This is a genomic window from Sphingobacterium psychroaquaticum, assembly GCF_004421025.1.
Taxonomy (GTDB): domain Bacteria; phylum Bacteroidota; class Bacteroidia; order Sphingobacteriales; family Sphingobacteriaceae; genus Sphingobacterium; species Sphingobacterium psychroaquaticum.
In genome coordinates, this window is the sequence record NZ_CP038029.1 from 727414 (window position 1) to 740649 (window position 13236).

Genomic DNA, 13236 nt, shown 5'->3' on the forward strand with positions numbered 1-13236 from the left:
AAATGAAAATCAAACTATCTTTACTTTTTATCTTGACCCTAACTATTTTACAAGGGTGTAAAAAGGATGTTGATACGGTTCAGTCAATCGGTCTAACGTATCAACTTACTGTAGACCCCAATAGTATAACATTCAAGGTCCCTTTTGAAAAAGCTAATATTGTTTTAACGAATAAGCTTAATAACGAAAAATATACCGCTAAGGCAACTTCGGATGGTAAGGTACAGTTTGCAGGGATAACGCCGGGTACTTATTCTGTTAATGTCTCCCTTGTGCTTACCGCAGCGGAAGTAAGCACGTTGACGGGCTTAGCTATCTCCGAAGAGTTGCATTTGAATTACAGTATGGATAATCAAATGTACGTCGAGAACCACGCTTCTGATGTTCAGTTGGTATCTAGTGCTCCCTTGGGAAACTGGGTGTTTAAGCAGATTTATTATGCCGGTTCGAACACGTCAAAAGGTGCTGGTGTACGTGATTTTTTTGTCGAGATTTATAACAATTCGAACGAAGTATTATATGCAGACAGTCTATGTTTCGCGATCGTATATGGAAAGGCGAATAATACCAAGGAAGACTATCTGTTGCCAAATCTTCAGTATGATTGGACACAATCGCTTAATATGAGTGCTATTGGTAATGCGAATGAGGATTATGTCTACACAAAAGCTATCTTTATGGTGCCTTCGAACGGTGCCGGGAATAAATATCCAGTTCAACCGGGAAGTAGTTTCATCATAGCTGAAACTGCGATAGACCACACCAAGCCATATACCTTGAACAGTGATAAAGTTCAAGAAATTGAAGATGCCACGTTGACCATTGACCTAAGCAAAGCGGACTTTGAGGTGTATTTGTATCCGTATGAGCAGAAGATACAGCCAGGACGGGCGAAGTTTGCCTCTGATATTGATAACCCCAGTGTTACTGACGTGGAAACGATCTTTGCAACAGGAATGCGCGATATGATTTTAAACCCGCAAGGTAAAGAGTCTTATGCGTTGTTCAAGGCTGATGCGCAAGTTGATATACATAGTTTTCCGAAGTACGCCAACCCTACAGAAAGAGCGTTTACAGATAAAACAACGTATTATCCACAAGTTCCTGTGAAGTATCTCGTTGATGCTGTCGAAGTATCCTCTGTTATTGAAAAAGATAAAACACCGAGAAGATTACCCTTAAAACAAGATGCCGGAAGTAAAGCGATAGATGCAGGTCCGTACTCCAGTCAGTCTATTGTTCGCAAAACTAAACAGGTGGTGAATGGTCGTAGAATTCTGCAAGATACCAATAATTCGTTAAATGACTTTGGCGTGCTGCCTAAAGCAGACCCGTATAAAGGTAACGCTTCTTTTATCGACTAAAAATGAGAAACACCTTTCTTATTATCATGTTTTTTATATTGTTACCGACCTGTTTGTTCGCACAGGTCGGTAATGATTCTATATATATGTCTGATATTTCGAAAAGAATATATCACGAGAATTTTTTAAAGCACAATCAGACATCACCGGATATGTTTGGCGAGGTCTCTTTAACATATGGTAGGGATAAAGGTAATTTTCGACTGGCACAATCTCCATATAGGGAAAGTGTCGTTGATTTCTATGCAATTGGCGCAAATTCATTAGGCCGTTTTACGATCTCGGGAGATTTTCGCTTCAATAAGATTTTCGTAGATAGTCTCGCATATGGTCAGAAAAGTGTTGTCGATATATGGTCTCCGTATCATTATTTTGCGGCTAAGGCAGGCGAATATGAACGACAGAATTATGAAAGCAATTTTACGCTTTCCTATAAGTTGTCGAAAAGGCTTTCGCCCTTTATGAACGTGTATTACCTCAGTCATTGGACCACCGGTTCGGTGGATCCTCGGTTTGACAACAAGGTGTTTACATTTAAATATAATCCTGGAGTTATTATGAATTTTGATGGCTTTAATGTTGGTTTAAAGGCAATTCTTGGACGAGGGAATGAGACGCAAAACATATCCTACAAGAACAAAAATTATAGCCAAAGTCTACAGTTCCCAGATCGGATACATTATGCAAGTTTTGGATATGGAAATATCAGTATCAAAGATTCGCTGAACGCGCGGAAATATAGAGATTATCTAGGGGGGGAGCTTACGTTTCATAAAAGTGGTAAAAGAATGAAAATTGATTTGAGCGTGGGGTATGAGAAAAGTAAGGAGGAGCTCACTACAGATTTGAAGGCAACAAGTAAGGTTTATAATATTAGGGGGAAATATGCGGAGGATCGTTATAAATTTTCGGGTTTAGTGCAGTTTCCGATACGTAATTCTTGGCATTTGCTGGCCTTCAAAGGAGATTATGTGACAGGAAGAGATGGCTTTATTACTTTTTCACCCACCCTTAATAAAGTAAATTATGAAGTAGACTTATTGACGAGTCAATTGGATTATATGGGTGAATCTCGACACTCTAGTCGATGGAATTATACCTATGGCGTGTCAATAGAGCATTTTAATATACACCGTAAAGACCACGCTACGTTGGTCGATGTCACTAATACGTATGCTAGGATAATCCCCAAAGTAGGGTTGAATTTGAAGGCTAATGAAAAGAACCAGATTAAGGGCGGCTTGAACATGGCGTATCGCTTTTCTTTATCAGATAATTTATCTTACTCTGAAAATGCAAACAACAATTACATAAAAAATGTAGTATTGTGGGATTACTATTTTTACAAGATGAGTGCTTTTTCAAGCGAGCTGTCGACCGAGTGGTTAACAAAGACAACTACCTCACAGTACCTCGTAGGTTTTAAGTTTGCGTATCAAATTGAAAAGGGAAGTCCTCCAAAAAGTGAACAGCTTTCTTTTCTAAATTTTCCTAGTAATCCAAGACGTAATAACTTTATGGTTGGTATTAATTTATATTTTTAACACCCTTAATCGGTTGCTTAACGTTTATTCTGTTGAGATCTCTAGTTGGTAATGAGAAAGCAATCCACTTAAGTTAAGGACGGAGAATTTGGCTTTCTTCATTTTGTTGGCTTCGGGGAATATGGTGAAATTACGTGCGGTACGGAAATCGGCTTTTTCCAAATTGGTGTTTAAGAAACGTGCATCCGTAAGGTCACAGTTATCAAATAGGGATCCTGATAAATCTGTTTCGCTAAAGTCTACTTCTTTCAGTGTACAGCCTACGAACTTTGTGTTTTTAAGTTTCCGGCCATAGAAAATGGAGTAGTCCAAAAAACTGTTTGTAAAGGAAAATGAAAACATGTATTTGTTACATTTGGTAAAGTCTACTCCCAATACTTTGCACTCTATAAAGGTTACATCTCGCATACCCGCACCATTCAATATCGTCATGGAGAAGTTACAGTTCTGAAATACACAATCTTCAAAACTATTATCGCTTAGGTCGCTTTTATGGAAGTTACAGTTTAAAAATGTACAGTGTACAAACTCGCGATCACGTAATTTTGTTTCAGCATAATTGATATTAGAGAACGTTTTGTCCTCATGAAATACGGTTTCTTCCATGTGCTTGTGGCGCTTGTTCGTTGTTGTCAGGCTCTTGTAAAGGTACTAAAGTTTCTTATTTTTATATGTAGCAATAGTACGTTAACATGCTACCAGTATGAAAAAGATAACTTATGCAGCGGACGTTTTGCAATACAATGCGTTGTTGCAACCCGCGGACCAAGAGATGGCGAACCACTTGATGGAAGAGATCTGTAGGGGACTGCAGGAAGCCGAAAATAAGGTATGGCATGCGCATCCTGTTTGGTTCCTAGAAGGCAACCCTATTGTGGGGTATAGCAAGCAAAAGAAGGGGATGCGTTTGATGTTTTGGAGTGGTGCAGACTTCGATGAAGAAAAGTTAGTTGTTCGCGGAACGAAGTTTAAGGATGCTTCTATTTTTTATCGAACGATGGCGGATATCGATGTCGCTGATCTGAGGCGATGGCTTGAAAAGTCGCGCACGATACAGTGGGACTACAAGAATATCGTGAAGCGAAAGGGCGTGTTGGTGAAGATATAAGTATGTGTGTGTGCTCTGTTTGGTTGTTTTTTGTGTTTCTGAAGTAATGCGTTTAACCTTTATTTTTGGAAATACTCTGACAATAGATTACATTTACTTTATGTTAACCTAATATGAATAGTGGGCACGGGTAAAATTAATAGATCGGTCTTATCCCTTTTTACGGAGGGAGACAAAGAAGCTTTCGAGTTTATTTATCGGGAGTGTTCAGCCTTAATTTACCGTCGATTGGTTTATATTCTCAAAGACACAGAGGATGCAAAAGAGGTGTTGCAGGCGGTTTTTGTAAAACTATGGATTGGGCGAGAAAGCATAGATACAGAACGAAATTTTGAGCATTATCTTTATCGGATGGCCGATTCGATGGCTATCGACCTTATTCGCCGCAATACACGGAGTAATGCAATTTTTAACACCCTGTTTACGGAGCATGATCTCATATCTGAGTCTATGGAAGATCAATATGTACGTCGTGAAGACTGGAGTATACTAGAAGAAGCTATTGAACAACTCCCCCCACAGCAAAAGCTGACTTTTCGCTTGTGTAAGCTGGAAGGTAAATCCTATGATGAGGTTAGTAAATTACTCAATATTTCTACATCCACCATCAGTAATCATCTTGTTGCTGCAACTAAAACGCTGCGCCAGTTCACGGCTAAATATCACAAAGAGTTAAAAATTATCCTTCTATGGTGGATTTTGAAAGAAATTTGATTTTTTTTCAAAATAAACTAGTGAGTTCCTCTTTTTCGTTCGTAATAATAGTAGTAAAAGACATAAAAAGGTTTGTGTCTGCTGCCTAATTATGAATTATATATACCTGAAAGAATTACTTCTGCATTATTTTGAAGGCACCATTAGGGAAGAGGAGCTGTACAAGCTTATGGAGTTATTGGAAGATGTGTCTGATGAAGACTTTGAGCGAATACTTGCTGAGATAGAAACGCCCATATCCGTTCGGGCTCACTTATCGGAGGAGTCTGCCAATCAAGTGTTGGCGAAAGTACTGCACGAAATTGAGCGTATCGAAGGAAGTCCCAATCATGTAGCAGCGGTTTCAGGTAAGACAGTCTGGTTTACTCCATGGCTCCGTATAGCGGCTGCCGTTTGTGTTTTGCTTGTTGGGGCAGCTTGGTATTGGAGTCAAATTTTGAATAAGGATGAAACGACATCTTCTTCACGGGGTGTGTATGATGTGGATCCAGCCAGTCCGATGGCTACGGTAACCTTGGAAAATGGGGAAGTGGTACGTATTGATTCTTCGGCCGTCGGTCTTGTTTACAGCAAAGACGGAATGCAAATCTATAAAGATGAAAATGGTGCGTTAACCTACCAAGATTCAACGCAAAATGAGCCTATTTATTTGACTGTGAGCACGCCTAAAGGCGGGATAATGAAGGTGCGTTTGGATGATAGTACGGTAGTGGAACTCAATGCAGGAGCGACGCTCCGTTATCCGTCTGCTTTTACGGCAAAAAAGAGGGAAGTATATCTAGAGGGAGAAGCTTTTTTCTCTGTGGCGCACGATGCGACCAAACCTTTTGAAGTTCATATGGAGAAACAGATCATTGAAGTTTTAGGGACATCTTTTAATGTAGTATCTCGAGCGGATTATGCACGAACAACCCTGGTGGAAGGGCGTGTTAAAATTCTAACCGGTGGTAAGGCTTATTTTCTTAAACCTGGAGAACAAGCCATGGTAACGAACGAGGTTAAGATTTCGTCTCTTAATCCGACGCAGAAAGTAGCCTGGAAGAATGAAGAGTTTACCTTCGATCATAGTACTTTTTATGAGATTTTACAAGAAATTGAAAGCTGGTATAATGTGCAGGTTGTCTTTGCGGATAATAACCTGGAAGACGTACATCTCTCAGGAACAGTTTCTCGAAAGGTTAAATTATCTGCGCTATTAAAAGTTCTTGAAATGAATACAAACTATAAATTTACAATTGAAGAAAGGAGGGTTTTAGTGACAAAAAACTAAACATAATTTAACTATGAAACAAAAAACTGGAGGTGTTGGAGCACCCCCAGCTATAGGGTTTCAAAATTCGTTACGGTAATAAAAAATTTTTCTAACCAGTGCAAATATAGTGAATCTGATAGACTTACCTTCTATCGCCATTTTTGCACTTAACTAGTAATTATGAATAAAAAGAAGTTTTGGGGTCTTCTCCATGTCTATTTACATAGGTACAAATTGAAGACTCGGCTTTTGGTCAACCACCAAATCCTACTAGCAATGAAACTAACCATACTGCTCATGGTGTCTTTTTTGGTCCAAGTCTCTGCGAATAGCTTTGGCCAAAATGTAAAAGTTAACTTTAAAAGCCAACGACTTGAGGTCGTCCTTAATGAGCTAAAAAAACAAACAGGGTATAGCTTTTTAATTAATTCCAACTATTTAAAAAACGCCCGTCCTGTCTCTATCGAAGCTTACAATGTACCTTTAGCGAAGGTTTTGGATGAAGTTTTTTCTAAACAACCTTTCAACTATATTGTGTCGGATCGGATTATCACGATTAATCCCGAACCGAAAGATGAAGAAGAGGTGGTTCAGCAGAGCATTTCCGGTCGCGTTTTGGGCGATGGGGGAAAGGGACTTGCGGGTGTCACCATTGTCGAAGTTGGGACGACCAATACAACGAATTCTGGTGAGGGTGGTCATTTCTCTATTCGTATGACCAACCCTAATGGAGCCTTGCGCTTTAGTTCTATCGGATATATTTCTGTCGATAAACCTGCGGCGAATAATATGACGGTCAGATTAGCTATTGAAGATAAAAATATAGATGAAGTTGTTGTCACGGGCTTCCAGAAGATTGATAAGAGTAAATTTACAGGTTCCGTCAGTCAAGTGGATAAGAAAAACATTGACCGATCTGGAGCTTTGGACGTGTCACGCATGCTTCAGGGTGCTGCGGCGGGTGTATCCGTGCAAAATACATCGGGAACGTTTGGTGCAACACCAAAAATCCGTATCCGGGGTAACTCTTCAATAAGTGCGAATCAGGAGCCACTCTATGTAGTTAACGGAGTGCCGATCACTTCCCCAGCAAATGTTGCTGTCAACCAGTTGTATAGCGGAGATCCTGCTTCGGTACTGGGTTCTGCAATTGCCGGCTTGAATGCGCAAGATATCGAGGATATCCAGATCTTAAAGGATGGAGCTGCATCGGCACTGTATGGAACGCGGGCGGCGAATGGTGTTATCTCGATTACCACCAAAAAGGGGGCTTACAATTCGAAGAGTGTTAATCTTAGTACCGCCTTGTCTGTGGGTTTAAAGCCTAGTATTGGTTCTTTCAACTTGATGAACTCAGCACAAGAGATGCAGTTGTATAAGGAAATGTATGACCGCGGTTATCTTTCAAATGCGAACTGGCCAACCTATACTGGTGCATTTACGGAAGCCTACCGTCAACTCGCATTGCGAAACTATACGTTAGACCAGGCTTACGATGAATTGAATAGGTCCGCAAAAGCAAATACAAATTGGTTTGATGTTCTGTTCCGTAATAATTTGATCCAAGAACACAGTCTTTCGTTTTCTGGAGGGGGTGATAAACACACGTATTATGTGTCGGGTAGTTTTGCCGATGATAATGGACAGTCGATTGGTTTTGGCACGAAGCGCTATACCACAGATGCTCGCACAGTGTTTAATATTACGCCTAAAATTGACTTAGACGTTAACCTAAATTGGAGTGCTAGAGATCAAAAAACACCGGGTACGAATGAGTCAAAAACGCTGGCTTCAAGTAATTATTTTGAGGTGACACGCGAATTTGAGATCAACCCGTTTTTGTATGCCATGCAGACGAGTCGCGCCATGTATCCATACAAAGCGGACGGCTCTTATAATTACTACCTGGAGAACTTAACGCCTTTTAATATTGTAGAGGAGCTGAAAGAGAATTTCAACGACATAAAAGCGCAAGAGGTTCGTTTAATTTTACGTCCAACCTATCGGATACTGAAGAACTTACGTTACGATGGTACGTTTGCTATCCGGAGAAACCAAAGTAAAGTAAGCCATATTGTAACAGAACGTTCGAATATGGCCAATGCGTACCGTGTTGATTATAATGATGTTTTGCGTACTCAAAACGCTTTGTTGTATCAAGATCCACGGGATCCATACGCTTATAGAGAAAGTATTTTACCGGAGGGAGGTTATCGTTATCTGTGGAATACAATGCAGTCTTTTTGGAGTGCTCGAAATCAATTGTCTTTTACGGAGCGCTTTGGAGACCATAATTTGAGTGTTATGGCTGGGGTAGAGATTGAGAAAACATATGTGGACCGTGACTACTCTAAAGCATATGGCTATATGTACTACGGAGGAAAGGTTGCGGCTCCTTCTGCATTAGCAATGATTTACGCGGTGAATAGAGATGACCGTACTTACATAGAAACCTTTCAAGATCGGAGATCCGTAGGTTTTTATGGAAATATTCAGTATTCATTTAAAGATAAGTACAATTTTGATGTAAGTGGACGTCAAGACGGGAGTAACATGTTTGGACGGATGCAACGTTCTAAATTTTTACCAAACTACGGCCTTGGTTTTGCCTGGAATGCGCATAAGGAAGCTTTCTTTGAGAACTTAAATAGCAGTGGTAAGATCGACTACTTGAAATTTCGTGTGAGCCATGCCTTACGTGGGAATAGTTTTGAAACCTCGCCAATGCTCAATGCCAATTACATCAATATGGTTCGTTTAGATCCTGTTAACAGTAGTAAAGGTATCAACGTGTTAGATCCTGAGTTGTACAACCTCGCGTGGGAGAAAGATTACACGACCAATTTCGCTTTTGATTTATCCCTTTTTAATAGATTAACGTTAACGGCGGAATACTATACCCGTCGGAACAAGGATCTTGTTGTACCATTTGATATTGCACAAGAGGATGGATATGTTTCTAAGCGAATCAATTTTGGTACGATGCGAAACAATGGGGTTGATATTACTTTAGGATACCGTAACCTTTTAAACAAAGAAGACTTCAAGTGGGATGTAACATTGATCTACGGTTATGTAAAGAACAAGCTGATCGATGGCGAAGCGCAATCGGCTCAATTATCACGGATTACGAATCCGAACGGTTACCCTATAACTGACTATCCGTTGGAAGGGTTGTTTGGTTTTAACTATTCGAGATTGAGTACGGAGGGGAGACCATTATTCAATAGCGATAAAGGAGAAACCCAAGGGATTGCTTTGGCGTCACGGGATCGGTCGTTGATCACGTATTTAGGTAGTCGCCAACCTTTAGGAACGGGATCTATTGCAAACTCGTTTCAATATAAAGGGTTAGAGTTTCGTGTTTTCTTAACCTATTCCTACGGACATAAGGTATTTACACAACCTATTTACCAACGAGCTTATGATGATTCTGGTTCTAAATCTGGAGACTTGAACTATAGGTGGCAAACGATTGGAGACGAGAAATATACGAATATACCGGGCTTGATGAGCACGATTCAACGTATCCATGTAGGTACCCAAAGTAATATGGATGAGACGGCTTATAACAGAAGTGATTTTAGAGCGGCCGATGCGAGTAATCTTCGTTTAAGCGAGGTTTTGCTTGCTTATGATATTGGACAATTCTTGAACAGAAGGGTGCCAACTGTTAAAAATGCACGCGTCATGTTATCGGCTAACAATCTGTATTACTGGGCAAGTGGACGCTTACGCGGTGTAGACCCAGATCTATACTTAAGCGGCGGTACGTCATTGCCGAATCCACGCTCATTTAGTTTACGTTTATTGTTAGGCTTTTAGGAGGAGATTATATGAAAAAGATACTATATATGGTGGTGATGACTGCCATACTGGGAATGACAAGTTCCTGTGATAAATTTTTAGATGCACCTTATGACAACCGGGTCGAGATTAACGATGTGGAGGATGTCAACCTTTTACTTGCTAATGCTTATCCTGTACGTGCGGATGTGTTTACCGAGATTATGACGGACAATCTACATCATTACGCATCAACTATGCAAGCGAGTAATGGTGCGACCTATCTACCGATTTATCGTTGGGAGGATGAGTTTTCGGATGCAATCACGACGGCTACACCCACGCATGCGTATACACATTATTATCGGAAAGTATACGACGCCAACCTGGCTTTGGAGCAATTGGAAAAGGCAACGGGCAGTCAAGGACAAAAGGATGCATTACGTGCGGAAGCCTTGATTTTGAGAGCTTACAACTATTTTAGCTTGGTGAACTTGTTCAGTTTACATTATAATGAGGCTGAGAATGCAACAAATTTGGGGGTGCCTTTAGTCCTTGAAGTACCTAAGGGAAATAGAAACTTATATGATAGAGCGACGGTAAAGGAGGTTTATGATCAGATCGATAAGGATATGGAAGAGGGTTTGGCGTTAATGAAGAAGGGTGAAGCTTTTGTTCCACGGACGCCTTATCGTTTCTCTCTTGCCAGTGCCCATGCATTTATGTCGCGCTTGAACCTGTATAAAGGAAAATGGGATGAAGCTGCACGATATGCCGATTTAGTGGTTGGTGAACGTGGCGTTATCGTGCGTAAGATGAGTGAGGATGTGACACGTAAAGCGACCACTATGGAAACGTTTTGGGCGCAAGAGATTATGAGCCCTACGCAACATCCAAGTTTGTTGTTGGTGAATCAGACCAATCTTTTCCTTTGTCGTCCTTTTGGTTATCGTCTAGGCGGTTTTTATATCGCGCACAATATCTTTTACACGACACCTTCTCAAGATCTAAGAACACATATGTTTAGTTCTGGCGGAACGGTAATCGATAGTGTGGCATTGGTTGTAAAATATGCCAATCAACCCAACAATCCGAATGCGGCTCAATCTCGTTATGATTGTTTTACGATGGAGGAAGTGTTACTTAACAGAGCCGAAGCAAACCTCCGTAAATCAAGCCCTGACATAACCAAAGCCATGGCTGATATCGAGGCGATACGTAAGGAACGTTTTACGGCGGCAAATTACAGACCATTAACGACTCCGGGTAATCCGGCTGATGCTTTGACAGCGGTACTACGTGAACGTAAGTTGGAATTATTGGGACAGGGCTATCGTTGGTATGATATCAAACGCTTGGGTATCGAAGTAGAGCACCGCATGATTCGGACGGACCCTAAGACGGCAACCATCCTGAAAGCGAATGATAAGCGCACGGCCATACAAATTCCGATTCAAGCGCGTGTCGGAAATCCATTGTTAGAGAATCAATTAAATCCAAGATAGATTATGAAGAAGCTTTTTTATATCTTATTATCCATTGTCTTTCTTACCGCTTGTCAGAAGGACAATTATCCACTTGGAGAAATAGATGAGAGTACGGACTATTTTTCTAAGAGAGAACCTAAACCGAAATCGAAATGGAATGAGTTAGATTATTTGTGTGACTCTATCCAGAAGGCTTATGGTGTGGAAATTATATACGAATATACTCCCCGTATCATAGCCGGCACGACATTCTTTATGCCGCCGCAATATGATAAAGCATTGCCTTATACACGGACTATGCTTAGTAAAATATGGTTGAAGCCATTAAAGGAAAAATTTCCGAAATTTTTTGCAGGAGAAACGCCGATTGAGTTTATTCTAGCGGGTGGTTTTGTTCACTTTAACGATCCGACGACAACAGGAACGGCGGCTGGCGCGGGTATGAACGGTCAGTTTTATCGTTTGGGTATGGGTGGTGTAAATAACTACTCTACGTCTAAAGCCTGGTTGTATGACCATATTGTAACACTTTTTCATGAGCACGCCCACCAAATCGATCATAAGTACGGTCGTGGTTACTTGTATGATCGCGTGTCACAAGGCAAGTATTATGGGCTGGCGGGCTATTTTACAAACCCAGCAACAGGAAGGCCGCGTACCGATGCAGAAGCACAAGCCGATGGATTCTTTAAGCCCTATGGTGGTTATGCTCCGGAGGAAGATTTTGCAACATCCGTGGAGTATATGGTTAAGTTTCCGCAAAGTACGATTAGAACATACATCAGCCGCAACCGTGATCTAGAAACAAAGTACAAGATGGTACATCAGATGTACCAGACTATGGGTGTGAATCTACATGATTTACATGTTGTCGTGGATTCGGTTGTGAATAAAGTGAATTACTAAAATTATTGACGATGAAAAAAATAATATATTGGTTAATGCTGCTTGTCGGAGTTAGTACTTTTTTCGTCTCTTGTGAGAAGGATAATATCACGAATTCCTATTTCGACGAAAATACTGATCGTATGGATAAGGTAGCGCAAGAGGCAAGACGGGTGTTGGCATCTTCTGAAAAGGGATGGGTTATGATGGCAAAGACAGGATTAGGGGCAGATGTTTATACTCCTATTGTTCTTCGCTTCGATACAGCAGCAAACCGTGTTTATGTGAAGACGATCTACGGTGTGACTGCAGATACAGAATCGTATTTTAATATTACAAAAGGAACAGGGGCGCCTCAACTTATATTTAGCACCGGTTCGATTATGTCAACATTATATAGAGTGGGGGTTCAGGCTTCTGATATCACGGATCATATGTATAATATCATAGGTGTATCTGCGGACACGGTTTCTATTCAGTGTTATCGGAGTGGAAAGGTCTATGATAAAGAAGGAGGTGTAATTTATAAAATGTTTAAGCGTCCGGATTCATGGACCTGGGCAGATGACCCTATCGTCTTTGATTGGACCTCTACGCAGTTTACACAAAATGTAAACAGTGTGGTTGGAGAGATGAAGTTAGAAAATCTGAAAACTAATACCAGTGAAACGGTACAATGGCGTTTTTGGAGTTGGGCGGATCCTACCGTTTATAGAATTAGAGATCCCTTTTCTATCGGTTATAATATCGGGACAGGAGGTTTTAAACCCTCGAACTATTTTATTGTGACCGGTGGAGTAACAAATAATGTGAATACAACTGTTACGATGGGACATAATACAATATCGATGTTTCCGATCCCCTATAATACGGGTACGAACCAGGCAGTTATCGCATTAGGACAGCGAATTAAGACTCATTATTTGATATTGAAAAATCAAACGAGAACAGGTAATAACGTTAAGATGGAGTTCGAGGCGTATGATAAAAATGGTAAAGTTATCGTAAAAGCTTTTTACAATAACTTACTGTAGTCTTTGTTTCAAGTGTTGTTTGGAAGGTCTGGTGGCTACTCATCGGGCCTTCCTTTAATATA

10 protein-coding genes are annotated in these 13236 nt (G+C 40.6%); 9 read left to right on the forward strand and 1 reads right to left on the reverse strand.

Annotated elements, in window-relative coordinates; genetic code table 11:
• Positions 1 to 2: 2 nt before the first annotated feature.
• The gene (locus E2P86_RS03050) at positions 3 to 1364 is read left to right on the forward strand and encodes a DUF4876 domain-containing protein (protein WP_134430662.1); all 1362 of its coding nucleotides are present in this window, start codon (positions 3 to 5) and stop codon (positions 1362 to 1364) included.
• A gap of 26 nt (positions 1365 to 1390) precedes the next feature.
• On the forward strand, positions 1391 to 2908 hold the full coding sequence (locus E2P86_RS03055; protein ID WP_166785132.1) for a DUF6850 family outer membrane beta-barrel protein: 1518 nt from the start codon (positions 1391 to 1393) through the stop codon (positions 2906 to 2908).
• 24 nt (positions 2909 to 2932) lie between these two features.
• Here E2P86_RS03055 and E2P86_RS03060 read toward each other — a convergent pair whose 3' ends face one another.
• Positions 2933 to 3514: a pentapeptide repeat-containing protein gene (locus E2P86_RS03060; protein WP_134430669.1), complete on the reverse strand. Its 582-nt coding sequence runs from the start codon at positions 3512 to 3514 to the stop codon at positions 2933 to 2935.
• 97 nt (positions 3515 to 3611) lie between these two features.
• On the opposite strand from E2P86_RS03060, the gene E2P86_RS03065 reads away from it, so the two are divergent.
• From E2P86_RS03065 to E2P86_RS03095, 7 genes are all read left to right on the forward strand, one after another.
• On the forward strand, positions 3612 to 4016 hold the full coding sequence (locus E2P86_RS03065) for a DUF1801 domain-containing protein (protein ID WP_134430672.1): 405 nt from the start codon (positions 3612 to 3614) through the stop codon (positions 4014 to 4016).
• 120 nt (positions 4017 to 4136) lie between these two features.
• Positions 4137 to 4730 carry an RNA polymerase sigma factor gene (locus E2P86_RS03070; RefSeq protein ID WP_166785133.1) on the forward strand — a complete coding sequence of 198 codons (594 nt, stop codon included), beginning with the start codon at positions 4137 to 4139 and terminating at the stop codon, positions 4728 to 4730.
• A 91-nt stretch (positions 4731 to 4821) separates the two neighbouring features.
• Positions 4822 to 6000 (forward strand): FecR family protein, encoded by a 1179-nt coding sequence (locus E2P86_RS03075; RefSeq protein ID WP_134430678.1) that lies wholly within the window; start codon positions 4822 to 4824, stop codon positions 5998 to 6000.
• A 258-nt stretch (positions 6001 to 6258) separates the two neighbouring features.
• Positions 6259 to 9807 carry a SusC/RagA family TonB-linked outer membrane protein gene (locus E2P86_RS03080; protein ID WP_234991118.1) on the forward strand — a complete coding sequence of 1183 codons (3549 nt, stop codon included), beginning with the start codon at positions 6259 to 6261 and terminating at the stop codon, positions 9805 to 9807.
• Between the two features lie 11 nt (positions 9808 to 9818).
• Positions 9819 to 11273, forward strand: a complete 1455-nt coding sequence (locus E2P86_RS03085; protein WP_085472184.1) for a RagB/SusD family nutrient uptake outer membrane protein — start codon at positions 9819 to 9821, stop codon at positions 11271 to 11273.
• 3 nt (positions 11274 to 11276) lie between these two features.
• A complete protein-coding gene (locus tag E2P86_RS03090) occupies positions 11277 to 12161 on the forward strand; it encodes a putative zinc-binding metallopeptidase (RefSeq protein ID WP_085472183.1) in 885 nt (294 codons plus the stop codon).
• An 11-nt stretch (positions 12162 to 12172) separates the two neighbouring features.
• On the forward strand, positions 12173 to 13174 hold the full coding sequence (locus E2P86_RS03095) for a DUF4302 domain-containing protein (RefSeq protein ID WP_134430681.1): 1002 nt from the start codon (positions 12173 to 12175) through the stop codon (positions 13172 to 13174).
• The last annotated feature ends 62 nt before the right edge of the window (positions 13175 to 13236 follow it).

What these genes read in the sequence shown, in the direction of transcription:
- E2P86_RS03050 (WP_134430662.1), top strand. Translation starts at nt 3, where the DNA reads ATGAAAATCAAACTATCTTTACTTTTTATCTTGACCCTAACTATTTTA.
- E2P86_RS03055 (WP_166785132.1), top strand. Translation starts at nt 1,391, where the DNA reads ATGTTTTTTATATTGTTACCGACCTGTTTGTTCGCACAGGTCGGTAAT.
- E2P86_RS03060 (WP_134430669.1), bottom strand. Translation starts at nt 3,514, where the DNA reads ATGGAAGAAACCGTATTTCATGAGGACAAAACGTTCTCTAATATCAAT.
- E2P86_RS03065 (WP_134430672.1), top strand. Translation starts at nt 3,612, where the DNA reads ATGAAAAAGATAACTTATGCAGCGGACGTTTTGCAATACAATGCGTTG.
- E2P86_RS03075 (WP_134430678.1), top strand. Translation starts at nt 4,822, where the DNA reads ATGAATTATATATACCTGAAAGAATTACTTCTGCATTATTTTGAAGGC.
- E2P86_RS03080 (WP_234991118.1), top strand. Translation starts at nt 6,259, where the DNA reads ATGAAACTAACCATACTGCTCATGGTGTCTTTTTTGGTCCAAGTCTCT.
- E2P86_RS03085 (WP_085472184.1), top strand. Translation starts at nt 9,819, where the DNA reads ATGAAAAAGATACTATATATGGTGGTGATGACTGCCATACTGGGAATG.
- E2P86_RS03090 (WP_085472183.1), top strand. Translation starts at nt 11,277, where the DNA reads ATGAAGAAGCTTTTTTATATCTTATTATCCATTGTCTTTCTTACCGCT.
- E2P86_RS03095 (WP_134430681.1), top strand. Translation starts at nt 12,173, where the DNA reads ATGAAAAAAATAATATATTGGTTAATGCTGCTTGTCGGAGTTAGTACT.